Source organism: Sphingopyxis sp. GC21 (genome assembly GCF_025727575.1).
GTDB lineage: Bacteria > Pseudomonadota > Alphaproteobacteria > Sphingomonadales > Sphingomonadaceae > Sphingopyxis > Sphingopyxis terrae_A.
In genome coordinates, this window is record NZ_CP095845.1 from 2,566,111 (window position 1) to 2,592,393 (window position 26,283).

Annotated in this window: 26 protein-coding genes; 10 read left to right on the plus strand and 16 right to left on the minus strand. The window is 65.8% G+C overall.

Going from position 1 to position 26,283, the window contains the following annotated elements; all coding sequences use genetic code 11:
* Positions 1-120: 120 nt before the first annotated feature.
* Positions 121-1,557, minus strand: a complete 1,437-nt coding sequence (ahcY, locus tag MU856_RS12345; RefSeq protein WP_409372288.1) for an adenosylhomocysteinase — start codon at positions 1,555-1,557, stop codon at positions 121-123.
* A 432-nt stretch (positions 1,558-1,989) separates the two neighbouring features.
* Here ahcY and MU856_RS12350 point away from each other — a divergent pair, with 432 nt between their 5' ends.
* Positions 1,990-2,385: a hypothetical protein gene (locus MU856_RS12350; protein WP_062900658.1), complete on the plus strand. Its 396-nt coding sequence runs from the start codon at positions 1,990-1,992 to the stop codon at positions 2,383-2,385.
* 25 nt (positions 2,386-2,410) lie between these two features.
* Here the strand turns inward: MU856_RS12350 and MU856_RS12355 are convergent, their stop codons facing one another.
* A complete protein-coding gene (locus MU856_RS12355) occupies positions 2,411-3,025 on the minus strand; it encodes a YqgE/AlgH family protein (RefSeq protein ID WP_186402606.1) in 615 nt (204 codons plus the stop codon).
* Positions 3,026-3,137: 112 nt separating this feature from the next.
* Between MU856_RS12355 and MU856_RS12360 the strand changes: the two genes are divergently transcribed.
* From MU856_RS12360 to MU856_RS12370, 3 genes are all read left to right on the plus strand, one after another.
* A complete protein-coding gene (locus MU856_RS12360) occupies positions 3,138-3,620 on the plus strand; it encodes a peroxiredoxin (RefSeq protein ID WP_003040485.1) in 483 nt (160 codons plus the stop codon).
* Positions 3,621-3,705: 85 nt separating this feature from the next.
* Positions 3,706-5,190 (plus strand): AMP nucleosidase, encoded by a 1,485-nt coding sequence (locus MU856_RS12365; RefSeq protein WP_003040488.1) that lies wholly within the window; start codon positions 3,706-3,708, stop codon positions 5,188-5,190.
* Entirely contained in the window at positions 5,187-5,960 is a 774-nt protein-coding gene (locus MU856_RS12370) for an SDR family NAD(P)-dependent oxidoreductase (RefSeq protein ID WP_062900659.1), read from the plus strand. The genes MU856_RS12365 and MU856_RS12370 overlap by 4 nt, the downstream gene beginning before the upstream one ends.
* Before the next feature lie 6 nt (positions 5,961-5,966).
* Here MU856_RS12370 and MU856_RS12375 read toward each other — a convergent pair whose 3' ends face one another.
* The gene (locus MU856_RS12375; RefSeq protein WP_062900660.1) at positions 5,967-6,449 is read right to left on the minus strand and encodes an SRPBCC family protein; all 483 of its coding nucleotides are present in this window, start codon (positions 6,447-6,449) and stop codon (positions 5,967-5,969) included.
* Positions 6,450-6,497: 48 nt separating this feature from the next.
* On the opposite strand from MU856_RS12375, the gene MU856_RS12380 reads away from it, so the two are divergent.
* A complete protein-coding gene (locus tag MU856_RS12380; protein ID WP_062900661.1) occupies positions 6,498-6,824 on the plus strand; it encodes an ArsR/SmtB family transcription factor in 327 nt (108 codons plus the stop codon).
* 46 nt (positions 6,825-6,870) lie between these two features.
* Here the strand turns inward: MU856_RS12380 and MU856_RS12385 are convergent, their stop codons facing one another.
* Positions 6,871-7,977 (minus strand): fatty acid desaturase family protein, encoded by a 1,107-nt coding sequence (locus MU856_RS12385; protein WP_263587683.1) that lies wholly within the window; start codon positions 7,975-7,977, stop codon positions 6,871-6,873.
* A 118-nt stretch (positions 7,978-8,095) separates the two neighbouring features.
* On the opposite strand from MU856_RS12385, the gene MU856_RS12390 reads away from it, so the two are divergent.
* From MU856_RS12390 to MU856_RS12405, 4 genes are all read left to right on the plus strand, one after another.
* Positions 8,096-9,265: a hypothetical protein gene (locus tag MU856_RS12390; protein WP_062900663.1), complete on the plus strand. Its 1,170-nt coding sequence runs from the start codon at positions 8,096-8,098 to the stop codon at positions 9,263-9,265.
* An 80-nt stretch (positions 9,266-9,345) separates the two neighbouring features.
* On the plus strand, positions 9,346-10,782 hold the full coding sequence (locus MU856_RS12395) for a DUF1800 domain-containing protein (protein WP_263587684.1): 1,437 nt from the start codon (positions 9,346-9,348) through the stop codon (positions 10,780-10,782).
* 3 nt (positions 10,783-10,785) lie between these two features.
* The gene (locus MU856_RS12400) at positions 10,786-11,919 is read left to right on the plus strand and encodes a DUF1501 domain-containing protein (protein ID WP_062900665.1); all 1,134 of its coding nucleotides are present in this window, start codon (positions 10,786-10,788) and stop codon (positions 11,917-11,919) included.
* Positions 11,920-12,013: 94 nt separating this feature from the next.
* Positions 12,014-12,940 (plus strand): class II glutamine amidotransferase, encoded by a 927-nt coding sequence (locus tag MU856_RS12405; RefSeq protein ID WP_263587685.1) that lies wholly within the window; start codon positions 12,014-12,016, stop codon positions 12,938-12,940.
* Positions 12,941-12,943: 3 nt separating this feature from the next.
* On the opposite strand, the gene MU856_RS12410 is transcribed toward MU856_RS12405, so the two are convergent.
* The 8 genes from MU856_RS12410 to MU856_RS12445 all read right to left on the minus strand — a co-directional run bounded on the left by MU856_RS12410 (position 12,944) and on the right by MU856_RS12445 (position 20,795).
* Entirely contained in the window at positions 12,944-13,936 is a 993-nt protein-coding gene (locus MU856_RS12410) for a cyclic nucleotide-binding domain-containing protein (RefSeq protein ID WP_186402600.1), read from the minus strand.
* Positions 13,933-14,703: an exodeoxyribonuclease III gene (xth, locus tag MU856_RS12415; protein ID WP_062900668.1), complete on the minus strand. Its 771-nt coding sequence runs from the start codon at positions 14,701-14,703 to the stop codon at positions 13,933-13,935. Before xth ends, MU856_RS12410 begins: the two co-directional genes overlap by 4 nt.
* A gap of 39 nt (positions 14,704-14,742) precedes the next feature.
* Positions 14,743-15,084 carry an iron-sulfur cluster insertion protein ErpA gene (gene erpA, locus MU856_RS12420; protein ID WP_040589381.1) on the minus strand — a complete coding sequence of 114 codons (342 nt, stop codon included), beginning with the start codon at positions 15,082-15,084 and terminating at the stop codon, positions 14,743-14,745.
* 90 nt (positions 15,085-15,174) lie between these two features.
* Positions 15,175-15,804, minus strand: coding sequence for a M23 family metallopeptidase (locus MU856_RS12425; RefSeq protein WP_003040511.1), 630 nt, complete (start codon positions 15,802-15,804; stop codon positions 15,175-15,177).
* A 184-nt stretch (positions 15,805-15,988) separates the two neighbouring features.
* On the minus strand, positions 15,989-16,780 hold the full coding sequence (locus MU856_RS12430) for a ferritin-like domain-containing protein (RefSeq protein ID WP_263587686.1): 792 nt from the start codon (positions 16,778-16,780) through the stop codon (positions 15,989-15,991).
* Positions 16,780-17,247, minus strand: a complete 468-nt coding sequence (locus tag MU856_RS12435) for a peroxiredoxin (RefSeq protein WP_186402598.1) — start codon at positions 17,245-17,247, stop codon at positions 16,780-16,782. The genes MU856_RS12430 and MU856_RS12435 overlap by 1 nt, the downstream gene beginning before the upstream one ends.
* Complete coding sequence (locus tag MU856_RS12440) at positions 17,244-19,946, minus strand: bifunctional [glutamine synthetase] adenylyltransferase/[glutamine synthetase]-adenylyl-L-tyrosine phosphorylase (protein ID WP_062900671.1); 2,703 nt, start codon at positions 19,944-19,946, stop codon at positions 17,244-17,246. The genes MU856_RS12435 and MU856_RS12440 overlap by 4 nt, the downstream gene beginning before the upstream one ends.
* Positions 19,947-20,000: 54 nt before the next feature.
* A complete protein-coding gene (locus tag MU856_RS12445; protein WP_062900672.1) occupies positions 20,001-20,795 on the minus strand; it encodes a response regulator in 795 nt (264 codons plus the stop codon).
* Between the two features lie 211 nt (positions 20,796-21,006).
* Between MU856_RS12445 and MU856_RS12450 the strand changes: the two genes are divergently transcribed.
* Positions 21,007-21,177, plus strand: coding sequence for a NepR family anti-sigma factor (locus MU856_RS12450; RefSeq protein ID WP_156000915.1), 171 nt, complete (start codon positions 21,007-21,009; stop codon positions 21,175-21,177).
* 4 nt (positions 21,178-21,181) lie between these two features.
* Here MU856_RS12450 and tgt read toward each other — a convergent pair whose 3' ends face one another.
* The 4 genes from tgt to queA form a co-directional block, all read right to left on the minus strand.
* Positions 21,182-22,306, minus strand: coding sequence for a tRNA guanosine(34) transglycosylase Tgt (gene tgt, locus MU856_RS12455; protein ID WP_062900673.1), 1,125 nt, complete (start codon positions 22,304-22,306; stop codon positions 21,182-21,184).
* A gap of 89 nt (positions 22,307-22,395) precedes the next feature.
* Positions 22,396-22,884, minus strand: coding sequence for a hemerythrin domain-containing protein (locus tag MU856_RS12460; RefSeq protein ID WP_003040526.1), 489 nt, complete (start codon positions 22,882-22,884; stop codon positions 22,396-22,398).
* Positions 22,885-22,948: 64 nt separating this feature from the next.
* Entirely contained in the window at positions 22,949-25,132 is a 2,184-nt protein-coding gene (locus MU856_RS12465) for a putative bifunctional diguanylate cyclase/phosphodiesterase (protein ID WP_263587687.1), read from the minus strand.
* 104 nt (positions 25,133-25,236) lie between these two features.
* Positions 25,237-26,262: a tRNA preQ1(34) S-adenosylmethionine ribosyltransferase-isomerase QueA gene (gene queA, locus MU856_RS12470; protein WP_186402595.1), complete on the minus strand. Its 1,026-nt coding sequence runs from the start codon at positions 26,260-26,262 to the stop codon at positions 25,237-25,239.
* Between the last annotated feature and the right edge of the window lie 21 nt (positions 26,263-26,283).

A 26,283-nucleotide genomic window follows, 5' to 3' on the forward strand; every position in this document is an offset into this window, starting at 1 on the left:
CACCAAAATCTGAATCGAGCGAGCGTTGCCCCGAACCCCCAAAAGCAAAGGGCCACGCCCCCATCCGGTCTCCGGACGGCAGCGCGACCCTACAGTCTGCTTATGAAAAATTAGTAACGATCAGTAACGATAATGATCGGGCTTGAACGGTCCATCGACCGGCACGCCGATATAATCGGCCTGCTTCTGCGTCAGCGTCGACAGCTTCACCCCCAGCTTTTCGAGGTGCAGCGCTGCGACCTTTTCGTCGAGATGCTTGGGCAGGACATAGACGTCGTTCTTGTAATCGTCGGCCTTGGTAAACAGCTCGATCTGCGCGAGCGTCTGGTTGGTGAAGCTCGACGACATCACGAACGACGGGTGCCCGGTCGCACAGCCGAGGTTCACGAGGCGGCCCTTCGCCAGCACGATGATCTGCTTGCCATCGGGGAATTCGACGAGGTCGGTGCCCGGCTTCACTTCGGTCCACTTGTAATTGGCGAGCCCCGCGATCTGGATTTCGCTGTCGAAGTGGCCGATGTTGCAGACAATCGCCATCGGCTTCATCGCCGCCATATGGTCGGCGGTGATGACGTCGGCGTTGCCGGTCGCGGTGCAGAAGATGTCGGCGCGGGCGACCGCTTCGTCCATCGTGACGACTTCATAGCCTTCCATCGCCGCCTGCAGCGCGCAGATCGGGTCGATTTCGGTAACCAGCACGCGCGCGCCGCCGTTGCGGAGCGAGGCGGCCGAGCCCTTGCCGACGTCGCCAAAGCCCGCAACGCACGCAACCTTGCCGGCCAGCATGACGTCGGTCGCGCGGCGGATTGCATCGACCAGGCTTTCCTTGCAGCCATACAGGTTGTCGAACTTCGACTTGGTGACGCTGTCGTTCACGTTGATCGCCGGGAAGGGCAGCTTGCCTTCCTTGGCCAGCTGGTAAAGGCGGTGGACGCCGGTCGTCGTTTCTTCCGACACGCCCTTGATCGCGCGCACGCTCTTGGTGAGATAGCCCGGCTTGGCGGCAAGGAATTCCTTGAGCGCACGGACGAATTCGACTTCTTCGGCGTTGGTCGGTTCGAACAGCGGCTCGCCCGCTTCGACGCGCGCGCCCCACAGCGCGAACATCGTGGCGTCGCCGCCGTCATCGAGGATCATGTTCGCGGTCTGATCGTCGCCCCAGTCGAAGATCCGGCCGACATAATCCCAATATTCAGCAAGGCTTTCGCCCTTCACCGCGAACACCGGCGTGCCGCCGGCAGCAATCGCGGCAGCGGCATGATCCTGGGTCGAAAAGATGTTGCAAGTCGCCCAGCGCACGTCGGCGCCCAGCGCGATCAGCGTTTCGATCAGCACCGCGGTCTGGATCGTCATGTGCAGCGATCCGGTGATGCGCGCGCCCTTCAGCGGCTGCGCCGCGCCATATTCGGCGCGCAGCGCCATCAGGCCGGGCATTTCGGTTTCGGCGATCGCGATTTCCTTGCGGCCGAAGTCGGCGAGGCCGATGTCGGCAATCACATAGTCGGCGGCGCCGTCCTTGGTCTTCGCCGCCGCGATTGCGGCATTGGCGGCGGTAATGGTGGCATTGGCTGCGGTGGTGGCCACGGGGGAGTCTCCATATTGGCGAGTACGGCCGCAGGCGAGCGGCCCCGAATTGTCGAGCAATTATGTTGCGCGCCCTAACCGAAAGCGCGTCGCCATTCAAATATAAACTTTTCTTTATATCTGCAAGGCGCGGGTCGCAGTCGGACGCGGCGCAGGCACGATTCGTCCGCCGCCAATCGCGAGGCAGCGCAAAATAAAATTCGGGCGCGCGCCAATGTTACAACCCGCGGGGCGCAATTGTGACACGGTCTTGCAACAGCCAACTTCCTAAGAAATTTGCCTTATAATGCGCCTTGCGCTCAGCATAATCCGGCCATGTGACACCAATGTTACATAGCCGGCGATTCATTGACTTTCATCCCGACAAACGAGAAAATAGGTCAAAGTTTTCGGGGAGATACCTAGATGAAAAAAATTCTGCTCAGCCTGGCAGCCCTGGCCGTCGCGTCGCCGGCGATGGCTCAGTCGATCATCGTCACGGGCACCGAGGACAGCGCCTCGACGCCGCTGTCGGTTGCCTTTGAAGAATTGCAGGCGGGTGAAAACAAGGCGGCAGTGGCGAAGCTGACCGACGGCCGGGTCGATGCCCGCGATCCGTCGCGGCTGATCAATTTGGGCACCGCCTATGCCCGGCTTGGCCGCACCGCCGACGCCGCGACCGCCTATCGGTCGGCGATCGACAGCCCGATCCGCTACGACCTCGAGCTTGCGAACGGCGATTTCATGGATTCGCGCTGGGCCGCCCGAACCGCGCTCGCGCGGCTTGGCCAAGGGCGCCCGCTCCTCGCCCTGGCGCACTGACGCAGCGGATCGACGGGCGGCGATCCTACGCTTCGCCGCCCTCCACCGTCAGCAGGCGCGCATCGATGCCGGCTTCGGCAAAGGCCGCCTGCCACCGCTGCGCCGGCGGCGTGTCGAACAGCAACGCGTCGCTGCCGGGCGTCAGATGCCAGGCGTGGCGTACCATTTCCTCTTCGAGCTGCCCCGGTGACCATCCGGCATAGCCGAGCGCGACGAGCCATTGCGACGGCCCGCGCCCCTCGCCGATGGCGCGCAATATGTCGTGCGAGCTCGATATCATCCAGCGCCCCGACACCTGCACCGCGCCCTCGCCCGACCAGTCGCGACTGTGGAGCACGAAACCGCGCGACGGTTCGACCGGTCCGCCCAGAAAGACCGGTTGATCGAGCGGAGCGTCGTGCGCGATATCGAGCTGATCGAGCACCGCACCGACGGTCATGCCGTCGATCGGATCGTCGATGCCGATCCCCATCGCACCATCCTCGTCGTGGCTGATCATCGCGATGACGGAGTGATCGAAACGCGGATCGCCGATGCCGGGCAGGGCGAGCAGCAATTGGCCGGTGAACCAGGTCGGCGCCTTTTCCATCGCCCCATCATGGACTGCCGGGCGCGCACGGTCCAGCGTCTTTGCGGCCATATCGACGAACGGCGGGGTCCATCGTGCAATGCGAACGCTGCGCCGCTTGACTCGCGGCGGCGCACACCCAATGTCTCGCCCGCACAAGACCCCCCAACGAAAGGATGCCAGCATGACCATCACTACCGGAGACTCGCTGCCCGACACCAAGCTGGTGAAGGTCACCGAAGGAGGCCCCGAACAGGTTTCGGCCGCCGATTATTTCAAGGGCCGCAAGGTTGCGCTCTTTTCGGTTCCAGGCGCTTTTACGCCGACCTGTTCGGCCAAGCACCTGCCCGGCTTCGTCGAGAAGGCAGCCGAACTCAAGGCCAAGGGCATCGACGAAATCGTTTGCACCGCGGTCAATGACGCCTTCGTCATGGGCGCCTGGGCGAAGAATGCCGGCGCGACCGACAGCGTGACGATGCTTGCCGATGGCAATGGCGATTTCGCCGAAGCGGTGGGGCTGACCATGGATGGCAAGGCGTTCGGCATGGGCAAGCGCGGCCAGCGTTTCTCGATGGTCGTCAACGATGGCGTCGTCGAGCAGCTCAATGTCGAAGCCCCGGGCGAATTCAAGGTGTCGAGCGCCGACCATATGCTCGAACAGCTTTGAGCGGTTTGCGGATTGAAATGAGGGGCGGCGCGGCGCGGCGCCGCCCCCCTTTCCTTTTGTCATATTTTCGTGCAACAGCGTCGCGATGACATCAGAATCATCGAACGAAAATATCGCCGACCCCACCACCCTTGTCGAAGGGGTCATCGCCGAACTTCAGTCGCGTTTCCGAACGTCGGTCGGCAATCTCAAATCCGCCATCGCCGCCTTCGTCCGTGACGGCACCTTGCCGCCCGCCGACGCCGCCGCGACCGGCCTGTTTGACTATCCGGCGCTGCGCCTCGTCACCAATGGCGAGTTTCGCGAAGGCCAGGGCGGCCACAACCTCGCCTTCGGTCATTTCGAGCGGGCGGGCGAGTTCGTCACGACGGTAACGCGCCCCGATCTGTTCGAGGCTTATCTGCGCGAACAGCTGACCCTGCTCGTCCGCCACTATGAGGTGACGCTGGAGGTGACGCGCACCGGGCAGCAGATCCCCTTCCCCTATGTGCTCGATGCCAGCGACGGGTCGGACATGGGCCGCGTCACTCCGCTCGAACTCGCGCGCCATTTTCCCACCACTGAGCTCGCCGATATCGGCGACGAGCTGGCCGACGGCCTGTTCGGCTTCGACCCCGCGGCGGCGCAGCCGCTCGCGCTGTTCGACGCGCTGCGCACCGATTTCAGCCTCGCGCGCCTGCGCCACTATACCGGCACCGCGCCCGAGCATTTCCAGCGCTATATCCTTTTCACCAACTATCACCGCTATGTCGACGAATTCGTCGCCTGGGCGGGAGCGCAGGTCGGCAAGGGGCGCTACACCGCGCTCGCCGGCGCGGGCGGCCTCTATGTCGACGAGCCGGATATCAATGCCAGCGCGCTCGCGAGCGACAGCGCGTGGCGGCGGCACCAGATGCCCGCCTATCACCTGATTGCCGAGGGCGGCAGCGGCATCACGCTCGTCAACATCGGCGTTGGCCCCTCGAACGCGAAGACGATCTGCGATCACCTCGCGGTGCTGCGGCCCGAGGCGTGGATGATGATCGGCCACTGCGGCGGGCTGCGTCCCAGCCAGCGGATCGGCGACTATGTGCTCGCCCACGCTTATCTGCGCGACGACCATATCCTCGACAGCGTGCTGCCGCCCGAAATTCCGATCCCGCCGATCGCCGAGGTCCAGCAGGCGCTAGCGAGCGCCGCCGAAGCGGTGTCGGGAACCAGCGGCGCCGACCTCAAGAAACGGATGCGCACTGGCACCGTCGTCACCACCGACGATCGCAACTGGGAATTGCGTTTCACCGATTCCGCGCTGCGTTTCTCGCAGTCGCGCGCGATCGGCATCGACATGGAGTCGGCGACCATTGCGGCGCAGGGCTACCGCTTCCGCGTGCCTTACGGCACCTTGCTGTGCGTGTCCGACAAGCCGCTCCACGGCGAACTCAAGCTGCCCGGACAGGCCAACCGTTTCTATGAAGAAGCGATCGCCGCGCATCTCCAGATCGGCATCCGCACCTGCGAATTGATGCACGACGAGGGCGCCAAGCTGCACAGCCGCAAGCTGCGCGCGTTCAACGAGCCGCCGTTCCGGTGACACAGGCAGCCGCCCTCTCGCGCTCCGTCGCGGGCCGCGTCGCAATCGTGACCGGCGCGGCGAGCGGCATGGGGCGGGCGACCGCACTGCTGCTGGCGCGCGAGGGCGCGAAGGTGGCGGTCACCGACCTTGACCCTGCCGCATGCGAGGCGGTTGCCGCGGAAGCCGGCGACGGCGCGCGCGCTTTCGCGCTCGACGTATCTGACGGCGAGGCGATCAAGCGTGTCGTCGCCGACGTCGCGGCGCATTTTGGCGGGATCGACATCCTTATCAACAACGCCGGCGTGTCGAGCTTCTGCCCGCTCGATGCAGGCGACGATTATGACGCAATCTGGCACCGCGCGATCACGGTGATGCTGACCGCGCACCAGCGCATGGTGCGCGCGGCACTCCCATGGCTGCAGCAGAGCGACGCGCCGCGCATCGTCAACATTGCCTCGACCGAGGGACTGGGCGCGACGCCCGGCGACACGCCCTATGTCGCGGCAAAGACGGGCGTGACCGGGCTGACGCGTGGGCTGGCGGTCGATCTGGGCAAGGATGGCATCACCGTCAACTGCATCTGCCCCGGCCCGATCCGCACCGCGATGACCGACAAGGTGCCCGACGCGGACAAGGCGATCTTCGCACGGCGGCGCACCGCGCTGCGCCGCTATGGCGAGCCCGAGGAGGTCGCGCATGTGACGCTGAGCCTCGTCCTGCCCGCGGCGAGCTATATCACCGGCGCGGTGATCCCGGTCGATGGCGGGCTGATGGCGCGCAACGCGTAGACGGTATCAGACATAGAAATCGGCGCGCAGGTTTACGCCGCGTTCGACCCAGAGTTTGAGCGCGCAGAGCATCTGCGTCCAGCCATGGCAATTGCCGTAGCTGCCGTCGAGCGCCGCCTGCGTTTCGCGCCAGCCGCCTTCGGCGATTTCGACCAGCGTGCGGCCGTCGTCGAGCGGCTTGAAGGTCATCGTCACGCGGGTGCGGTAAGCGGCATCTTCCATCGTCCCGCCCTCTACCCCCGGCGCCTGGCCTTCATAGGCTGCCCATTCCAGCACGATCTTCTCATCCTGCACCACCTCGATTACATGGACCGGAAAGGCACCGGGATAATCGTGGAAATCCCACGTCACCACCGCGCCCGTCTCGAGCCGCCCCTGCGCGCCGCCGGTGGTGAAATAGCGCGAAAGCTGCGCGGGATCGGCAACCGCCTCGAACACCTCATGCACCGACTTGGCGATGCGCGCCGCGACCCTGAATTTCAGTTCCATCCTCATTCTCCGCTTGAGTCGCATTTAATTATGTTATAAATTTATAACATGTCAATCCACGACGATTTCGACCGCATCTTCAAGGCGCTCGCGCACGGCGTGCGGCGGCAGATTCTGGACGATCTGAAGGATCAGCCGCTCACGACAGGGGCGCTGTGCGACCATTTCGCCGATCTCGACCGCTGCACGGTGATGCAGCATCTGAAGGTGCTGGAGGAGGCGGGGCTGGTCATCGCCGAACGTCGCGGCCGCGAACGCTGGAACCATCTGAACGCGATGCCGATCCAGGACATTCACGACCGCTGGATCGGCCCGCATGCCGCAGCGGCGGCCGCGCGGCTTGCGCGGTTCAAGCAGGCTGTCGAAACGCAGTAGAAGCGGTCGCCGCCGGCCTTCTTTCAAGGGCCGACGCGGCCGAAGGTCAGCCGGCTGTTCCCTTGGCCGAGCCTGCGACCAGATTCATCACCAGCTTCGGCAGGCTGCGGTAATTGGCGGCATGATATTGCGAATCGCCCGGCAGTGCCGCCTGCAGGCGGCGGTGCGCCTCGGGCAACGCGTGATAGGGAACGCCGGGCAGCAGATGATGCAGCGCGTGATAGCGCAGTCCCACCGGCGCCCACAGCTCGGGAAGCAGGCCGGGCGGCGGGACGTTGACGCTGTCGAGGAACTGCGCGGTTACGGTCAGCACCTCGCCGTCATTTTCCCACAGATGCGCAACGAGCGTGCGGATCTGGTTGAGCACGAGGCTGGCCGCCGCGATGGCGCCGAAAATCAGTAGCGCGCGTAGCGGCACCCAGCCGAACACGCCCCCCGCAATCAGCAGCGTCGACCAGGCCCAGGCCCCGCCTTCCTGCCATGCCCACTGGCGGCGGAAATCGCCTTCGGGCCGGCGGCGACGGAACATCGGGTTGATGATCATCCCCGAATAGCGCTCCATCACCACGCGGCGAAGCGGCGGGATGACGAACGACAGCGGGGTCAGCACCGCAAAGCGGAAAAGCAGCGCCAGCGGCGCAAAGGCGGCCGCGACGACGAACAGCGGCACCGTCCACGGCTTCATCAGCGCCAGCGGCAGATATTCGGGATCTTCGACCGTGCCATATTTGGTGCGGTTATGGTGGAGGCTGTGGATGCCTTCGTAAAGGAAGGAAGGGATAAGCAGCGGGATGCCGACGAGCAGGTTCCACACCAGCCGGAAACCGGAGAGCGCATTTTTGCGGATATGCGTCAGTTCATGGATGAAGCTGCCCGCGCGGTAGAGTGCTACGACGGCGATGAGCGCCGCGGCGAGCATCCATGCGGTCGATGGTGCCAGGATCGCAGCCGCGACACCGGAATAGCCGATGAACGCCGAACCGAGGAAATCGACCCAATAGATGCGCGCGTTCGGATTGACGAGATCGCGCGTCAGCTCCGAGGCCGCGCGGATCATCGCCATATCGTCGGCAATCGCCGATTTGGGGGGCTTGGTGGCCGGGGCCGCGGGGGGAGTCGCGATCCGTTCGGCAGCGGGATTGGTCGTGATCATGCCGGCGTCTTCACCATGATTTCGTGGCAGCATGATGGCCGAATACGGGTCGCCAGCGCCACAGCTATGCCCTAATGCGTCGCCACAAATATAGGCATCGTCATTCAGGAAACCAGCCATGGCCGCACATTCGCAAGGTCCCGTCTCCATCCATCCCGTCAAGGACAAGGCGGACAAGCGCGAATTCGTCGAACTGGCCTTTCGGCTCAACCGCGGCGATCCCGCCTGGGTGCCGCCGCTGAAAAACGAAGCGTTCGACCTGTTGACGCCAGGCAAGAACCCCTGGTTCGAACATGGCAAGGCGCAGCTGTTCCTCGCACGCCGCGACGGCCGCACGGTGGGACGCATTTCGGCGCATGTCGACTTCCTCGCGCTCGAACAGCCGGCGAGCCAGGGCATGGGTCCGGGGACGGGCAATTGGGGGCTGCTGGAGGCCGAGGATGCCGAGGTCGCGCACGCATTGATCGTCAGCGCCGAAGACTGGCTGCGCGGCCAGGGAATGAACCGCGCGCTCGGCCCGCTGTCGATTTCGATCTGGGACGAACCCGGGCTGCTGGTCGAAGGCTTCGACACGCCGCCGACGATCATGCTCGGCCACAACAGCCCGCTCTATCAGGGGTGGATCGAGGCCGAGGGCTATCGCCCGGTCAAGAAGCTGTTCAACTATGCGGTCGACATCGTCGACGGCTTTCCGCCGCTGGTAAACCGCATCGTCGCGGCGGGCGAGAAGAACGAGCGCATCCGCATCCGCCGCGTCGACAAGCGCAAGTTCGATGCCGAGGCGCAGCTGATCATGGGCATTTTGAACGACGCCTGGTCGGACAATTGGGGTTTCGTTCCGCTGACCGACAGCGAAATCGCATATGTCGGCAAGAAGCTGAAGGACATTGTTTTCGAGGATCTGATCCGCGTCGCCGAAGTCGACGGCGAAGCGGTCGCGTTCATGATCGTGCTGCCCGACATCAACGAACTCCTGATCGGGATGGACGGATCGCTGTTCCCCTTCAACTGGGCGCGGCTGCTTTGGTGGCTGCGCAAGCCCAAGAGCAAGCGGCTGCGCGTGCCATTGATGGGCGTGGTCAAGAAGTTGCAGAACAGCCGCATGGCGAGCACCCTCGCCTTCATGATGATCGAATATATCCGCCGCGACGGCGTCGCCAAATATGGCGCCGAGCAGGGCGATATCGGTTGGGTCCTCGACGACAATCAGGGGATGAACGCGGTCGCCGACGCCATCAACGCGACGGTCAACCGCGTGTATCAGCTTTACGACAAGCCGCTGTCCTGACGCGGCGGGCCGCCATTCTGCTGGCATGATTTTGCGACAAAGGGCGGGCAGCTTCGGGGTCTGAACCCGAAGGATGCGCAATGCCCAGCCTTTATCTTGCCGCCAACCGCTTCGGCCTCGGCCGCCGCTTCGACGATCCCGCGACCGACGATCCGCAGGCCTGGCTGCTGCGACAACTTGACGACTATGACCCGGTTCCCGCACCGATCGCCGCCTTGCCCGGCCGCGCCGCCATCGCCGCCGCCTATGTAGAATATCAGGACGACCGGCGAGCGATACGCCGCAATGCGCCGGATGATGTCGCCCGGAAGGACGGCACAGGCGCGGCGATGGACCCCGAACTGCAACGCCTGTCGCGCTCCGCAATCCGCACCCATTATGTCGATGCGGCCGCCGCGCGGCTTGCCAATGCGGTCGCGACGGCAACGCCCTTCCCCGAACGGCTCGTCCACTTCTGGTCCAACCATTTCGCCGTGTCGGCCGACAAGCTGCCGGTGATCGGTTTTGCCGGCAATTACGAGTTCGAGGCGATCCGCCCGCACATAATGGGCAAATTTTCGGACCTGCTGATCGCGGCGGTGCGGCACCCCGCCATGCTGCTCTATCTCGATCAGGCGCAAAGTTTCGGGCCCGACAGTCCGGTGTCCGATCGCATCCGCGCGCGAGGCCGGCGGCAGGCGCCGGGGCTCAACGAAAATCTGGCGCGCGAGATCATGGAATTGCACACGCTGGGGGTGCGTACCGGCTATACGCAGGCCGACGTCACTGCCTTTGCCAAGGTGCTGACCGGGCTGACCGTCGCCGGGCTTGGCCGCGGCGCCGGGCAGCGGCTGATGCCTGCGGGCGCGGCCGACGGCGACACCGTCTTTATCGCACCGCTGCACGAACCCGGCGCGCAGTCGATCATGGGCAAACGCTACGCGCAGGGTGGCGCGGACCAGGCCGAGGCGGTGCTGCTCGACCTTGCGCGGCATCCGGCGACCGCGCGGCACATCGCCACCAAACTGGCCCGGCATTTTTCCGGCGACACACCGGCCCCCGCGCTCGTCGCGCGGCTCGAGGCCGATTTCCTTCGGACCGGCGGCGACCTGACCTCGCTCTACGGCACGCTCGTCGCCGCGCCCGAGGCATGGGCGGCCGAACCCGCGATGTTCAAATCGCCGTGGGACTGGACCGTATCGGTGATGCGAAGCCTGAAACTGCCGGCGCTTGGCGACCGGCAGAATGTCCCGGCGCTGTTCACCCAGCTCGGCCAGCCGATCTGGCGCCCCGGATCGCCCGCCGGCTATGACGATCTGGTCGCGACCTGGGCCGGATCGGCGGCGATGATGCAGCGCGTCGAGCTCGCCAGCCGGATCGCCGGTCGCATCGGCGACCGCGTCGATGCCCGCCAGCTCGCGCCGCTGATCCTTGCCGACGCCTTGACGACGCAAACCGCGCAGGCGGTCGCCCGCGCCGACAGCCCCGGCCAGGCGCTCGCGCTGCTCTATGCCAGCCCGGCCTTTCTGCGGAGATAGACGATGACCCTCTCGCGCCGCCATATGCTCATTAGCGGACTGACCATTGCCGCCGCCGGAGCGGTCCCGCGCTTTGCCTATGCCGCCGCGGCGACGCCGCGCCGGCTGGTGTTCGTGATCCAGCGCGGCGCCGCCGACGGCCTTGCGATCGTCGCACCGACGGGTGATCCCGCCTATGCCGCGGCGCGCGGCGCGCTCGCCGAAGAGGCCGGCGGCGCGAGCCTCAACGGCCTGTTCACGCTGCACCCGGCGCTTGCCGCCGGCGCCGATCTCTATCGCGCCAAGCAGGCGCATTTCGCGCACGCCGTCGCCACCGCCTATCGCGACCGGTCGCATTTCGATGGTCAGAATGTGCTCGAAGGCGGCGGCTCGCGCCCGTATGAAAAGAGCGACGGCTGGGTCGGGCGACTGCTGACGCTGCTGCCCGCCGCCGAGCGCGAGGCGCTCGCTATCGCGCCGGCGGTGCCACTGGCGCTGCGCGGCAGCGCCCCCGTCGCCACCTACGCCCCTAGCCGCCTGCCGCAGGCCGACGCCGATCTGATCGCGCGGCTGTCGGCGCTCTATGCCGGCGACGCACTGTTGCACCCGCTGTGGGACAGCGCGGTCAAGACACAGGAGCTGGCGGGCGACATCGGCGGCAACAATGGCCGCAATGGTGCCGATCTCGGCAAGCTCGCGGCATCATTGATGCTTCCTGCCGACGGGGCGCGGGCGATGATGATCGAAACCGGCGGCTGGGACACGCACAGCGGTCAGCGCGGGCGGCTGACGGCCCAGCTTCGCGGGCTCGACCAGCTGGTCGGCGCGCTGCAGGTCGGGCTTGGCCCGGCGTGGAACGACACGCTGGTCGTGGTCGCGACCGAATTCGGGCGCACGGTTGCGGTCAACGGCACCGGCGGCACCGACCATGGCACCGGATCGGCGGCGATGTTCTTCGGCGGTGCGCTGGCGGGCGGGGGGCCGGTCGCAGGCGGAATGGTCTCGGCCGACTGGCCGGGGCTGAGCGTCGCGAACCGCCTCGACGGCCGCGACCTCAAACCGACGCGCAGCCTCGAAAGCGTGATCGGCGCCGCGATCGCGCATCACTATGCGCTTGATCCCGCGCGGGTGATGCGGACGCTCTATCCCGACGCCTGAGACTATGGTGCCATCGCGACGGACCCGGCTGACGGCCTTTCATAACGGACCGAATGGTGTAGGCTGAACGCGAAGCAGCGGGCGGGGACCGATCATGTGCCGTGCGATGATGTATCTGGGCGAACCGGTGCAGCTCGACGATCTATTGTTCAAGCCCGACTCCAGCCTCGTCAATCAGGCCTATATGCCGCGCATGTTGCACATGCTGAATCTCGCCGGGTTCGGGATGATGGCGTGGGATTCGACCAGTTTCGTGCCCGATGTGCCGCACCGTTACCGATCCTCCTCGCTGCCAATTTTCGACGGCAATCTGAAATCGCTGGCGATCAAGACGCGCGCCGAATGTGTGATCGCACATGTCCGCGGGGTGCCCTATTCGACCAGCGTCAAGGTGAGCGAACAGAATACCCACCCCTTTCATTTTCCCGGCGCCGCGGTGGCGATGGCGCATAATGGCGACATCTATCGCATCGGCAATCTCAAGCGCACGCTGGCGGAGGCAATCGCGCCCGACTTGCTCGCGCAGATCTCGGGATCGACCGACAGCGAATGGGTCTATGCGCTGCTGCTATCGCAGCTGGGCGACTGGCGCGCCGAGCCCGCGCCCGATGAACTGGTGGCCGCGGTCCAGCGGACGGTGGATCTGGTCGAGGCGGCGCGGCGCCGGCACGGCATCGCCATCTCATCGAGCTGCAATCTCTTTCTGACCACCGGCCGCCAGATATTGGGGCTGCGCCACTGTTTCGATTTCGGCCATTACCGCACCGGATCGCCCGACCAGCTCCACGAAGCCAATATGAACTTCCTGTCGATGTGGTTCACCACCGGGCGCGACTACGGTTTGCACGATGGCGAGTGGCAAATGGTCGGCGGCGAAGAGGAACCGCGCGCGATCATCATCGCATCCGAACCGCTTTCGTCGAACAGCGCGACATGGATGCCGGTGCCCGAATATGCGATGGTCCACGCGGTTATGGACGGAAAGCGGCCCGATTTCCGGGTGATCCCGCTGGAGCGCTAGCGCCTAAGCGGCGACGGAATGTCCGCGGCGCATCGCCACGATCCGGGCCTCGACCTGATCGAGCGTATCGAGCGCGGTCACGAGATCGGCGTTGACCGACGTACCGAGCTCGCGCGCTAGGCTGTCGCCGGTCGCCAGCAGTTCGGAAAAGATCGCGTGATCGAAAGCCAGCAGCGTGGTCTGCTCGCTGCTACGCAGCACCCGGTCGTGCGGGCTGTCCAACAGCGCGGGGGCCAGCCCGACGAGTTGCCCCGGTCCGGTCACGGTGAGCTGGTAAATGCCCGCGCGATGCGGCAGCGCGCTGCGCACCGCGCCGCGCACGACAAGCCAGATGCACGCGGGATCGCCGCCCGGCGCGGCCAGATCGCGATCGGCGGCCACATCGACACGGCGACCGGCATTCCAGAAAGCGAGCCGCTGGGCCGCGCTCATCGCCGCGCAGCAGGGCAGCCGCGCCAGAAAGGCTTCGGCGGCGAAATCATCTTCGGCGACAGGCGGGAGCGCGCGCTGCGGGCGGGCGGCAAAACTGTCCGGCCAGCGCTCGAGGAGCGCGGCAATGTCGCCGGTCTTCCCCTGGATGCGCTGCGCGATCGCACGGCCGAGGGCCGCCTGCAATTGCAGCGATGCCGGCCGAAGCTGCGCCAGCGCGGCGCGAAATTGTTCGGCCGGCAGGTGCCAGGTCGCCACCGGCCCGCGCGCGATGCCCATCGCCGACCGCCGAAGATCGCGGCCGATCAGCGCCATGTCGCCGATCACCTCGCCCGGCCCGGCCTGGGCCAGCGTGGCGAGCCCGCCACCGGGCAGCCGTTTGCCGATTTCGACGCGGCCGTCCGCGATCAGATAGAGACCGTCGGCGCGCTCGTTCTGGATCAGGATCGCCTCGCCGTCGGCGAAGTGGCGCGGCGCAAAGGCGGTCGCAAGTTCGTCGCGTTCGGCGTCACCCAGTCCGGCGAAGAGCGGGACGTCCGCCAGTTGATCGGCGGACAGCGGCGTCATGCAAAGGTGGCCCAGGTTGGCGCGTGGTCGCTCGCCTTTTCGCGGCCGCGATACGCCTTGTCGACCTGCGCATCGATCAGGCGGTCGGCCATCGCGGGGCTTAGCAGCAGATGGTCGATGCGGAAACCATGGTCGCGCTGCCACCCGCCGGCCTGATAATCCCAGAAGGTCCAGACATGCCCGGCCGGATGGCGGCTGCGGATCGCATCGGTCCAGCCATCGCCGAGAATTCGGAACCACGCGTCGCGCGATTCGGGCTGCATGAGCGCATCGTCCGCCATGCCGCGCACGTCCCACACATCGTCATCGTGTGGGATGACATTATAGTCGCCTGCCAGGATCGCGGGAATTTCGCTTGCGAGCAGCGCCTTCGCGCGTTCGCGCAGCCGGGCCATCCAGCGCAGCTTGTAATCGAATTTGGGGCCGGGATGCGGATTGCCGTTGGGAAGATAGATCGCCCCGATGCGGACGCCGAAAACATCCGCCTCCAGATAACGTGACTGTTCGTCCTCGGCCTCGCCGGCGAGTCCGCGCTGCACTTCGACCGGATCGGTCCCCTTGGCGAGGATTGCGACGCCGTTGAAGCCTTTTTGCCCGTGATAGAGGAAGCCGTAGCCCGCCGCCTCGATCTCCTTGGTCGGCATCGTTTCGTCGCTCGATTTCAGTTCCTGCAGGCAGACGACATCGGGCTGCGTTTCATCGAGCCATTCGACAAGACGCGGCATCCGCGCCTTGATCCCGTTGATGTTGAAGGTGGCGACTTTCATCGCCCCGCTATGGCAGGAAGCGCGCCGCTTAGAAAGGCGTCAGATCGAGAAGCTGGAGCCGCAACCGCAGCCCGAGGCGGCGTTGGGATTTTCGACCTTGAACGAAGATCCGCCGAGCGAATCGACAAAATCGACGATGCAGCCGCGCAACAGATCGAGGCTGATCGAATCGACCACCAGCTTGACCCCGTCGGTTTCGGTGACGCGGTCATCGGCGTCGATGCTTTCAGCCAGACCGAAGCGATAGGTGAAGCCCGAACAGCCGCCGCCGTCGACTGCAAGGCGCAGTGCAGGTTCCACGCCGCCCTTGCGTTCGGCGATCCAGCGGACGCGCGCCGCAGCGGCGGGAGACAGGGTGATATCGTCGATCTGCGTGGCCATCCTGTGAAGATAGGATTGCTAGCCCCAAAAGAAAAGGGCGCCCCGGCCGCTGGCCTGGGGACGCCCCTCCTCTCCGACCCAGAGAAACTGTTACTCGGGACCGCCCATGGCCAGCTTGTCGCCGGTGAGCGCCGCGATCGTCATCGAATCCGACCGCACGAACGGCATCGGGTTGACCGGTTCGCCGTCGATGCGGACTTCGTAATGGAGATGGTTGCCGGTCGAGCGGCCGGTCGAACCGACATAGCCGATGACATCGCCCTTCTTCACCTGCTGCCCGGGCTGCACGACGAAGGACGACATATGGCCGTAGCGCGTCTCGATCGCGTTGCCATGTTCGATTTCGACATAATTGCCGTAGCCGCCGAGGCGCTGGGCGCGGCCGACAATGCCGTCGGCGGTGGCGTAGATGGGGGTGCCATAAGGCGCCGGAATGTCGACGCCATTGTGACGCGCGAGCTTGCCGGTAATCGGGTGGACGCGCATGCCATACGAAGACGAGAGCGACATCTGCTCGATCGGACGGCGCGACGGGATCGCGATGCCAATATTGGCCGTCAGCCCCGTGTCGAGACGCTTCCACGCCTGAAAAATCGCATAGGCTTCGCTGTCGTCGCGCTGCGTCGGTGCCCCCGGGACGCTGTCCTCATCGGGTTCGTCGGGGACGACGATGCCCGCGTCGCTGCTGCCTTCGACCGCATGTGCAGCCGGAACAGTCATGCCTGTCAGTGCCAAGGCACCGAAAACAAGACCAAATCGGAACTTTTGCCCCAGAGAAGCGTTTCGCACGTATCGACCCCGCTATCGCCTTGTCGCCGACCCGTTTTACGGCGGTGTCGGCGCCGGTTGTTTCTCGTGGATGGGATTATTCCCTTGCCCGCGATGGTTACTGCGTGGGCGATCCTTACGAAGCAATAACAGCGTAGTATTCTTGCGTTAAACCGGCATCCCGGCGCGCCGAGTCGTTGAACGGCGGCTTCAGCACCCCGCGAAATCGCGATTTCACGAGGGTTTGCCATGTCGGCGCCGGGGCGAATCCCAATTCGTAGCACATCCAGTTGAACCAGACAGTGCCGGCGCTCACATGCCGGATCTCGTCGGTATAAATGCGCTCCAATATCTTTGCCGAAGCCTCGTCGCCTTGGGCGCGGAAGCGCGTGACGGTGGCGGGCGTCACGTCGAGGCCGCGCGCCTCCAGCACCATTGGCACAATCGCCAGCCGCGCGAGCGGATCGTCGGCGGTCGCCGCCGCCGCTTCCCACAGGCCTGCATGGGCGGGCAGCGCGCCATAGTGACTGCCAAGCGTGCGCAGGCGCCGCTCGAGCAGCGCGAAATGCATCGCCTCGTCGGCCGCGACGGCGATCCAGTCATCGACGAAGCCGCGCGGGAAGCGGTCGCCGAAGCGCCCCAACAGATCGACCGCCAGATCGATCGCGACGAATTCGATATGCGCCAGCGCATGGAGCATCGCGATGCGACCCCGCTCGGAGCCGCCCTTGCGGCGGCGCGGCATTTGGTTCGGCGGCAGCAGCGCGGGCTCGGCCGGCCAGGCGGGCTGATCCGGCATCGCCACGTCGCAGCGCTGGGCAAGCGCGCCGCGGCGCCACGCCCGCGCCAACGCCCGCGCCGCGCGGCGCTTGTCGTGCGGGTCCGCCGTCAGCAGGACCGCGCGCGCCGCTTCGCCCAGGCTTTGCATCAGAGCGTCTTTGCCGCCTCCAGCACCGCATCGGCATGGCCCTTCACGCGCACCTTGCGCCATTCGCGGGCGAGCTTGCCATCGGCCCCGAACAGGAAGGTCGAGCGTTCGATTCCCATATAGGTGCGGCCATAATTCTGCTTTTCGACCCAGGTGCCAAAGGCTTCGCACACGCTGCCGTCCTCGTCGGAGGCGAGCCGCACGGTCAGACCATATTTGTCGCGAAACTTGCACAGCTTCGCCGGCGCGTCGCGCGACACCGCGATCACCTGCGCATTCAGATGCGCGAAATCGGGTGCGAGCCGGGTGAAATCCTGCGCCTCGGTGGTGCAGCCCGGCGTATCCGCCTTGGGATAGAAATAGACGACCAGCGGCGCCCCCTTCAGCGCCTTGAGGTCGATCTCTGCGCCGTCGGCATCGGCAAGCGTGCCGGCCGGAATATCGTCTCCGATCGCGAGTGCGCTCATTCGTCCTTCTCCTTCTGGGGCGCGGCGGACCGAATCGCGGCCCACCAGTCGCCGACCTCCTGCCGCGCCGCATCGTGCGCGGCAAGCAGTTGCGGCCAGCCCGGTTCGCCGCAGGCGCTGGCGACCAGTTTGCGCGCCGCCGCGTTGGCGGGGGCGCCTTCGGGCGCGGTCAGTCGCAGCATGACGAGCATCCGCGCAAGCAGCGCATGCGCCGTCCCCATTCCGGTCGGCGCCAATGCCGCTGCTTCCAGGCAGGCGAGCGCGGTCGGGATATGCGGATCGCGACAGCGCCCGCTCGCCAGTTGCTCGGTCTGCATGGCAAATTCCAGATCGACGAGCCCACCGGGGCCGCCCTTGATGTCGAGCGCGCCCTGCGGCGGCTTATGCGCGGCGATCTTATCGCGCATCGTCGCGGCGTCAGCGACGACCGCGGCCCGGTCGCGCGGCGCCGTCAGGACCTTTTCGATCACGCGGCCCACCTCGGCGCGCGCCGCGTCGGAGCCATAGACAGCGCGCGCGCGCAGCAGCGCCATATGCTCCCACGTCCACGCCTCCTCCCGCTGATAGCGGTCGAAGCTGTCGACCGTGACCACCAGCGGCCCTTGCGCGCCCGACGGGCGGAGCCGGACATCGACGTCGTAGAGCTTGCCCGCCGCGGTCGGTACCGACATCGCCGCCGTCACCCGCTGCGCAAGCCGGTTGTAATAGGTCGTGGCGCCGAGCGGCCGCAGCCCGTCCGATTCCGCGAGATGGTCGCCGGTGAACAGATAGATGAGATCGAGGTCGGAGGCATGGGTCAGCGCGCTGCCGCCAAGCCGCCCGAGCGCGAGCACGACCAGTTCGCTGTTCGGAACGCGGCCGTGCGCGACGACGAATTCGGCAACCGTGGCGTCGGCGAGCACCTGCAACGCCGCTTCGGCCAGATCGGCATAACCGCGCGCGACGATCAGCGGGTCGGTCGATCCCGCGATCAGTTGTACGCCATAGGCAAAACGCCGCTCGCCCACCCGGTCGCGCACGCGGTCGAGCAACCGCTCATAATCGAGACCGGCAAGCGTCGGCGCCCATTCGGCGAGCAGTTCGGTCTTGCTGGCCGGTGCCTCGAACGCGCGCGCGTCGATCAGCCCCTCGATCAGCTCGACGCGCGCCGCGAGCGCATCGGAGAGCGCGGGCGCGAGCGCGAGGATGCGCGTCGCGATTTTCGCCAGCGCGGGCTGCGCCGCGAGCAGATGAAAGAAGCCCACCGCACTGGGCAGCCCCCCCACCAGCTTGTCGAAGCGGACGAGCGCCGCGTCGGGATCGGGTGCCGCGCCGAGCGCCCGAACGAGTTCGGGGAGCACCGTCTCCAGCGCCTCGAGTGCTGCCGGGCTGCGCAGCGCGCGCGCCTTGCCGCCGCGCCATTCGGTGATGGTGCGCAGCGCGGCGTCGGGCGGATCGAACCCCGCCGCGGCGAGCGCCCCCGCCAGCTCCCCCTCGCCCATCGGCAGCCCGCGCGCCACCGCGCGTTCGGCCACCAGCCGGTCGTAGACGGCGCCGACATCGGTAACCACAGGTTCGAGCGCGGCGAGCAGCGCGGCGCCGTTGGGCGCTCCGTCGAGCCGCGCCACAGCGTCGAGCGCGACGGGCTGGACCGGCAGGCTGTGCGTTTGCTGATCCTCGATCATCTGCAACCGGTGTTCGATCCGCCGCAGCACCGCATAATGATCGGCAAGCCGCGTCGCGATATCGGCATCGATCCGTCCTGCTCCGGCGAGCGCAGCGAGCGCGTCCACCGTCGCCGGCACGCGCAGCGACGGATCGCGCCCGCCGTAGATGAGCTGGTGAACCTGCGCGAAAAATTCGATCTCGCGAATGCCGCCGCGGCCGCGCTTGAGATCGAAACCCGGGCCGAATGCCTGCCCTTGCGCGAAATGGTCGCGGATGCGGTCGCTCATCGCGCCGATTTCCTTGAGCTGGCGGAAATCGAGGCTGCGCCGCCAGATGAAGGGCTGGATCGCGTCGAGGAAATGCTCCCCGAGCGCGCGGTCGCCCGCCGACGCACGCGAACGGATGAAGGCCGCCTGCTCCCATGCCAGCGCCTCCGACTCATAATAGGATATGGCGGCGCTTTCGGGCAGGACGATCGGCGTCACTTCGGGGTGCGGGCGCAGGCGCAAATCGACGCGCAACACATGGCCATCGGCAGTACGCGCCGACAGGATTTCGACCATCCGCCGCGCGATCCGCACCGCCGCCTCATCGGGGTCGTCGCGCGAGCGGCGCGGCATGGTGTCGGGGTCGAAGATCAGGATCGGGTCGATGTCCGACGAATAGTTGAGTTCGTGGCTGCCGAGCTTGCCGAGCGCAATGACGGCAATCCCGCGCGGCGCCTCTCCGGGGACGCGCTCGGCAAAGGCTGCGGCCAGCGCCGCGTCGCAGGCGGCATCGGCAAAGGCGGAGAGGTGGCGCGTCGTTGCCGCCACATCATGCTCGCCCGACAGATCGCCGAGCGCGAGCAGCAGCGCCGTGCGCCCGCGCCACCGGCGCAGCGCTGGCATGATGTCGTCGTCCGCCGCTGGCAGCGCCACCGGCGGCAGCGCCGCATCGGCCCCATCGGCCAGAAAGCGCGCCACGTCGTCGGGATAAAGCTCCGCGAGCCGCGCGAGAAACGGGGCGTTGGCGGTCAGGCGGTCGAGCGCGGACTGGCGGGCGGCTGTCATCGCCCGCCGCTATCGCCTGCTCAACCGGCGCTCGCAACCCTCACTGACAAAAGGTCAGGCCGGAACGGTGCTTTCGTCAAAGAACAGTACCTGCGAAATCGCGGCGCGGAGCGTGGCCGGCTGATAGGGTTTGGTCAGCAGGAAAGCCGGTTCGGGACGGTCGCCTGTGAGCAGTCGTTCGGGGAAGGCGGTGATGAAGATCACCGGCACGTTCATGCCGGTCAGGATTTCCTGCACCGCCTCGATGCCCGAACTATTGTCGGCGAGCTGAATGTCGGCGAGGACCAGGCCCGGCTTGTGCGTCTGCGCTTCGGCCACCGCCTCGGCGTGGGTGGTCGCCACCGCGACGACGTCGTGCCCCAGATCGCGGACGATCATTTCGATGTCCATCGCGATGATCGGTTCATCCTCGATGATCAGGATGCGCGCGCGCGTCTGGCGTTCGATTTCCTCGGTCGCCTCTGCAATCAGGGCGTTCACGGCATCGGTGTCGCGGCCGATGATCCTCCCTGTATCCTCGGCATCAAAGCCTTCGACCGCGGTGAGCAGCAGCGCCTGGCGTGCGAGCGAGGGGATACGGCGGAGCCGCGCGTCGGCGATCGCGATTTCGGGCGAGGCGCCATCGTCGTTCGCGGCCGCCTGTTCGGCGACGAGGCCGAAATTATCATGGACCATGCGATAGAGCTGGACGCGCAAATCATGATCGAGATCGACTGTGGCCGGGTTGGCCACCAGCGTTTCGAGCAAGCGTGCCACCAGCGCATCGCCCGCCGGCTGGCTTCCGGAAATCGCGCGGCCATAGCGCCGCAGATAGGGAAGATGCGGCGCGATCGCCTGACCCAAGGACATATATTACCTCCACATGCGGACGATGAACCCGCTTGAAAACCCGCAGAATATCGAGGGTCCGGCAAGGAAATGCGTGCGCCCCCGACATAATTTCACTTGATGGGAACGATTTAGCCGCAATTTGGTTTCATAGGGAAGGAACAAACGCGCCATTGCAGTTTGGTGAAGGCGCGGTTAGCAACGGGGCCCATGTCGCAAGGAAGCAACGATAATGACGTCTAAGGCCGGCTCGTCGCCCGAAAAGGCCGCCGGGAAAGACGCCGAGAAAAAGCTCCCCAGAAAGGCGCAGGATGTCAATCTTGCGCTTCGGCGCGCCTATGAGTCGGCGATCGACGAAACGATCCCGCAATCCATGCTCGACCTTCTGAACAAGCTCGACTGATTTTTCAGCGGTGGTATCGCGCCGCGAAATCGCTCTGGAAGGCGGCGAAACAGCCTTCGGCAATGGCGTCGCGCATCGCCTGCATCAACGCCTGATAGAAATGCAGATTATGCTGCGTCATCAGCATGGCGCCCAGCATCTCGCCCGACCGGACGAGATGGTGGAGATAGGCGCGCGACCAGGTCGTGCAGACGGGGCAGTCGCACGACGCATCGAGCGGCCCCAGATCCTCGGCATATTTGGCGTTGCGGATGTTGAGCGGCCCGTCCCAGGTGAAGGCCTGCCCGTTGCGGCCCGAGCGCGTCGGCAGCACGCAATCGAACATGTCGATCCCGCGCGCGACCGCTCCCACCAGATCGTCAGGCTTGCCCACCCCCATCAGATAGCGCGGCTTGTCGGCGGGAAGCTGGCCGGGCGCAAAATCAAGCACCCCGAACATCGCCTCCTGTCCCTCACCGACCGCCAGCCCGCCGATCGCATAGCCGTCGAAACCGATGTCGATTAGCGCCTCGGCCGATCGCGCGCGCAGCTTTTCGTCGAGTGATCCCTGCTGGATCCCGAAAAGCGCCGACCGCGCGGCGTGCGCCTCGCCCGCGTCGAAGCCCACGCGGCTGCGCGCTGCCCAGCGCATCGACCGCTCCATACTCGCCTCGGCGCGCTTGGCATCGACGCCGTTCGGCGGGCATTCGTCGAATGCCATGACGATATCGCTGCCGAGCAGTCGCTGGATTTCCATCGATCGTTCGGGGGTCAGCATGTGCCGCGATCCGTCCAGATGGCTCTTGAACGCCACGCCCTCTTCGCTCTGCTTGGTCAGCGCCGAGAGGCTCATCACCTGATAGCCTCCGCTGTCGGTCAGGATCGGCCGGTCCCAGCCCATGAAATCGTGCAGCCCGCCGAGGCGGGCCATGCGCTCAGCGCCGGGACGCAGCATCAGATGATAGGTGTTGCCAAGAATGATGTCGGCGCCCGTCGCGCGTACTTCGGCCGGGCGCATCGCCTTCACCGTCGCGGCGGTACCCACCGGCATGAAGGCGGGGGTGCGAATATCGCCGCGCTGCATCCGGATCACGCCGGTACGCGCGGCGCCGTCGGTCGCGGCGACCTGAAAAGCGAATCTGTCGGTCATGGCGCGCGCCTATGACGGGGACGGCGCCGAAAGTCGAGGTCAGAGCGCCAAGGACGCCGCAACGCTGTCCGGCAAACAGAGACCTCCGCCTAGGCGCGCTCGTGCTCGCTCGACGGTTCTTCCTCGGCCGCCTTGGCCTTTTCCTTCGGCTTTTCCTTTTCGAAGATGGCGAGCAATTCCTGCTTCTTCGCCTCCGAAAGATCCTTCTCGGCCTCCGGGAACATCTCTTCCTCTTCCTCGTCGATATGATGAAGATAGCGGTCCTTCATCGTGCGAAAGCGGGTGAGCCAGCCGGTCGAGGCAAAATCCATTTCGTAAAGCTCGGTCAGGAAATCCTCGATCTCCTTATGCTCCGACACGCTGTGCTGCGCATCGTCGCGCAGTTCAGGCTTGGCGAGCATCGTCGCATAGAGCGACATTTCCTCCGACGCGGCGTGCGCGGTCACTTCGACGCGGAACGCCTCGAACAAGGTGCGGCGCTCGTCGCTGTCGCCGTGGGTCTCGTCGATGCGCGCCAGCAGGTCGCGGTGGCGGTCGTGGTCGGCCTTCAGCCGCGCGAAAATCTTCGTCTCAGCCATGATGGTCTCCGTTCCGTGAATGGGATCGGAGGTAGAACGACCGACGCGCGGCGCGGTTCCCGGTTCAGGCGGCCTTCCAGTCGCTCGAGGTGCTGAACGCCGGCAGGACGAGCGTATTCGCAGCCTGCTGGCTCACCGCCGCGATCAGATAGGGGGAGACGCGGTGGCGGGTGCAGAGCCCGCCATTGCCGTCGCTGACCATCGATTGTTCGAATTCGATGCCCTGCTGATGATTGATCGAGCGCCGCACCGTCGCCGTCGCGAGCTGGCCTTCGCCGAAGTCGATCACAAATTGCGTCCCGACCGGAACATCCAGAATTCCCTCGATGAAGGCGCCGGTGCGCGACAGGTTGCGGATCACCACCGCGTAGCGATGATTGTCGTGAATCGCATGCACCTTGCGGAACATCTGGAAGCGGTCGTTGCGCTGACGCGCCGGGCCCGACGGCTTGATCGTCCACGCGCCGCCCTCGGTACGCTCCACCAGTTCGGCATTGGCGACCGGTTTGCTGTAGACATAACCCTGGACGTGACTGACGTTGAGTTTGCGGATCAGGTCGAGCTGATCGAGCGATTCGATGCCTTCTGCCGTCGTTTCCATGTCGAGCGCTTCGGCGAGCGCGACGATTGCCGCAATGATCGCCGCATTGCGCGATCCCTTTACGGTCGCACCGCGCACGAAGCTCTGGTCGATCTTGATCTTGTCGAACGGCGCCGATTGCAGATAGCCGAGCGACGAATAGCCGGTTCCGAAATCGTCGAGCGCCAGCCGCACGCCAAGCGCCTTCAGCGCCGTGAACATCCGCGCCGTCTCGCTGGAATCGGCCAGGAATACGCTTTCGGTGATTTCGAGTTCGAGCCGGTCGGCGGGCAGTCCGGCGTTGGACAGCGCGCTGGTGATAATCTTGGGCAGGTCTCCATTGGCGAACTGGATCGCCGACACATTGACCGCGACACGCAAGTCGCCCGGCCAGCGCGCAGCATCCTCGCACGCCTTGCGCAGCACCCATTCGCCGAGCGGCCAGATCAGATTGGCCTCTTCGGCGATCGGGATGAACAGTGCGGGCGAGATCGGGCCGCGGTCGGGATGGTTCCAGCGCAGCAGCGCCTCGACGCCGGTCACCATATTGCTCTTGGCATTGACGACTGGCTGATAGGTCAACTCCATCTGCCCGCGCGCCAGCGCGTCGCGCAGGTCCTCCTCCAGCGCGCGGCGATCCTCGGCCGATTGATGCAGGTCGCTCGAATAGAAGCGGAACCGGCCGCGCCCGTTGCCCTTTGCGGCATAAAGCGCAAGATCGGCGTTGCGCACCAGATCCTCGCTCGACTGTCCATCGAAGGGCGCGATCGCGACCCCGACCGACGCGCCGATGATGCAGCGGCTGCCTTCGACCGAATAGGGCTGCGACAGGCTGCCGATAATGTCGGCGGCCATATCGCCGAGGCGCCCGCGATCCTCGATATCGGGCAGGATGATCTGGAATTCGTCGCCGCCCAACCGGCTGACCATCTCCTTGTCGCCGACGATCTTGAGCAATCGCTCGGCAACCTGCTTGAGCAGCGCATCGCCCGCCGGGTGACCGAGCGTGTCGTTGACCTGCTTGAAGCGGTCGAGGTCGAGCAGCATGATCGCGCAGCTCCGCTGCTGCTGCGAAAAGGCCGCGAGCGTCGTGTCGAGCTTTTTGGAGATGTGAAAACGGTTGGCGAGTCCGGTCAGCGAATCATAGAGCGCGAGCCGCGAAGCATCCTCGGCCGATCGGCGCTGCGCGGTGATGTCGGTGCCGCTGCCGCGATAGCCGCAGAAATTGCCCCGATCGTCATGGTGCGGCCGCCCCGAAATCGCCCACCAGCGATCATCGCCCTCAAAGGCGCTGCGCAGGGGCAGATCGTCGAATTTGGACTGGCGCGTCAGCAGGAACGGCAGCGTGCGCTGCCGATCGCCATGGCTTTCGGGCGGCAGGAACAGATCGGTGAGCGGCGTGCCGAGCAGTTCGCCGCTCGACCGGCCCATCAGGCGCGCGACGGCATCGGTGATATAGGTCAGCCGGCCCTGGGTATCGGTCGACCAGAACCAGCCGCGGCCGCTTTCCTCGTAATTCTGGAGCAGCAGCAGCGCTTCGCGGGTATGCAGATTGGGGATCGCTTCAGCGCCCGAACGCGCGGCGCGCGCGCCGAACTTGCCGAGCAAGCCGCGACTACCCGTCGCAGCGCCCCCATCGACATGTTCCCCGTCCCCGCGAAATGGCATGATTACAACGACACTCGTGCTGGTCCCCACTAGCGGAGATATTTGGGGCCAATGCCTTGCCATAATGTAAATATCCGCTTCCCGGCCGCGGAAAATTGTCCCGTTCAGGGTAGGAGCAAGCTCGAATCGCCGTAGCTGTAGAACCGGTATCCACCGGCAATCGCATGCGCATAGGCCGCCTGCATCGTCTCCAATCCCATCAGCGCACTGACCAACATGAACAAGGTCGATCGCGGCAGGTGGAAGTTCGTCATCAGTCCGTCGATGGCGCGGAAGCGGTAGCCGGGGGTGATGAAGATCGCCGTATCGCCTTCGAAGGGCCGGATTACCCCCTCCTCGCCCGCCGCGCTTTCGAGCAGGCGCAGGCTGGTGGTGCCGACCGCTATGACCCGGTTGCCGCGGGCGCGCACCGCGTTCAGCCGCTCGGCGGTCGCGGAATCGATCACCCCCCATTCGGCGTGCATGACATGATCTTCGGTATCGTCGGCCTTGACCGGCAGAAAGGTGCCCGCGCCGACGTGCAGCGTCAGCGTCTCGCTCTCGATCCCCGCCGCGCCGAGCGCCGCGAGCAGATCGGGCGTGAAGTGCAAGGCCGCGGTCGGCGCGGCGACGGCGCCGTCCTTTTGCGCGAACATCGTCTGATAATCGCTGCGGTCGGCATCGTCCGTGGCGCGCTTGCCCGCAATATAGGGCGGCAGCGGCATCGTGCCCGCGCGTTCGAGCAGCAGCTCGACCGGCTCTTCGCCCGGGAAGAAGAGGATGAAGCTGCCGTCGGCCAGCCGGTCCTCGGCGAGTGCGCCGACGCCTGCGCCGAAATCGACCGTCTCGCCGATGCGCAGCCGCTTGGCGTTGCGGACGAACGCCTGCCAGCGGCGAAGGTCGATCCGCTTGTGGAGCGTGGCGCCGATGCGCGCATCGCCGCGACGCCCTTCGAGCTGGGCGGGAATGACGCGGGTATCGTTGAAGACCAGACAGTCGCCCGGCCGCAGCCATCGTGGCAGGTCGCGCACCCCGGCATCGGTCATCGCACCGCCCACCACGACGAGCATGCGTGCCGCATCGCGCGGACGCGCCGGACGGAGCGCGATGCGCTCGGGCGGCAGATCGAAATCGAATGCGTCGACGCGCATTATCAGGATCGCGCGTGCGGC

Coding starts and splice junctions, on each gene's coding strand:
- MU856_RS12435 (WP_186402598.1), bottom strand. CDS start 17,247: ATGAGCGCACTCGCGATCGGAGACGATATTCCGGCCGGCACGCTTGCC.
- MU856_RS12450 (WP_156000915.1), top strand. CDS start 21,007: ATGACGTCTAAGGCCGGCTCGTCGCCCGAAAAGGCCGCCGGGAAAGAC.
- tgt (WP_062900673.1), bottom strand. CDS start 22,306: ATGACCGACAGATTCGCTTTTCAGGTCGCCGCGACCGACGGCGCCGCG.
- MU856_RS12445 (WP_062900672.1), bottom strand. CDS start 20,795: ATGTCCTTGGGTCAGGCGATCGCGCCGCATCTTCCCTATCTGCGGCGC.
- MU856_RS12465 (WP_263587687.1), bottom strand. CDS start 25,132: ATGCCATTTCGCGGGGACGGGGAACATGTCGATGGGGGCGCTGCGACG.
- MU856_RS12390 (WP_062900663.1), top strand. CDS start 8,096: ATGGCCGCACATTCGCAAGGTCCCGTCTCCATCCATCCCGTCAAGGAC.
- MU856_RS12350 (WP_062900658.1), top strand. CDS start 1,990: ATGAAAAAAATTCTGCTCAGCCTGGCAGCCCTGGCCGTCGCGTCGCCG.
- MU856_RS12405 (WP_263587685.1), top strand. CDS start 12,014: ATGTGCCGTGCGATGATGTATCTGGGCGAACCGGTGCAGCTCGACGAT.
- MU856_RS12430 (WP_263587686.1), bottom strand. CDS start 16,780: ATGCAAAGCCTGGGCGAAGCGGCGCGCGCGGTCCTGCTGACGGCGGAC.
- xth (WP_062900668.1), bottom strand. CDS start 14,703: ATGAAAGTCGCCACCTTCAACATCAACGGGATCAAGGCGCGGATGCCG.
- MU856_RS12425 (WP_003040511.1), bottom strand. CDS start 15,804: ATGACTGTTCCGGCTGCACATGCGGTCGAAGGCAGCAGCGACGCGGGC.
- erpA (WP_040589381.1), bottom strand. CDS start 15,084: ATGGCCACGCAGATCGACGATATCACCCTGTCTCCCGCCGCTGCGGCG.
- MU856_RS12355 (WP_186402606.1), bottom strand. CDS start 3,025: ATGGCCGCAAAGACGCTGGACCGTGCGCGCCCGGCAGTCCATGATGGG.
- MU856_RS12360 (WP_003040485.1), top strand. CDS start 3,138: ATGACCATCACTACCGGAGACTCGCTGCCCGACACCAAGCTGGTGAAG.
- MU856_RS12395 (WP_263587684.1), top strand. CDS start 9,346: ATGCCCAGCCTTTATCTTGCCGCCAACCGCTTCGGCCTCGGCCGCCGC.
- MU856_RS12380 (WP_062900661.1), top strand. CDS start 6,498: ATGTCAATCCACGACGATTTCGACCGCATCTTCAAGGCGCTCGCGCAC.
- queA (WP_186402595.1), bottom strand. CDS start 26,262: ATGCGCGTCGACGCATTCGATTTCGATCTGCCGCCCGAGCGCATCGCG.
- MU856_RS12375 (WP_062900660.1), bottom strand. CDS start 6,449: ATGGAACTGAAATTCAGGGTCGCGGCGCGCATCGCCAAGTCGGTGCAT.
- MU856_RS12440 (WP_062900671.1), bottom strand. CDS start 19,946: ATGACAGCCGCCCGCCAGTCCGCGCTCGACCGCCTGACCGCCAACGCC.
- MU856_RS12385 (WP_263587683.1), bottom strand. CDS start 7,977: ATGATCACGACCAATCCCGCTGCCGAACGGATCGCGACTCCCCCCGCG.
- MU856_RS12365 (WP_003040488.1), top strand. CDS start 3,706: ATGACATCAGAATCATCGAACGAAAATATCGCCGACCCCACCACCCTT.
- MU856_RS12410 (WP_186402600.1), bottom strand. CDS start 13,936: ATGACGCCGCTGTCCGCCGATCAACTGGCGGACGTCCCGCTCTTCGCC.
- MU856_RS12460 (WP_003040526.1), bottom strand. CDS start 22,884: ATGGCTGAGACGAAGATTTTCGCGCGGCTGAAGGCCGACCACGACCGC.
- MU856_RS12400 (WP_062900665.1), top strand. CDS start 10,786: ATGACCCTCTCGCGCCGCCATATGCTCATTAGCGGACTGACCATTGCC.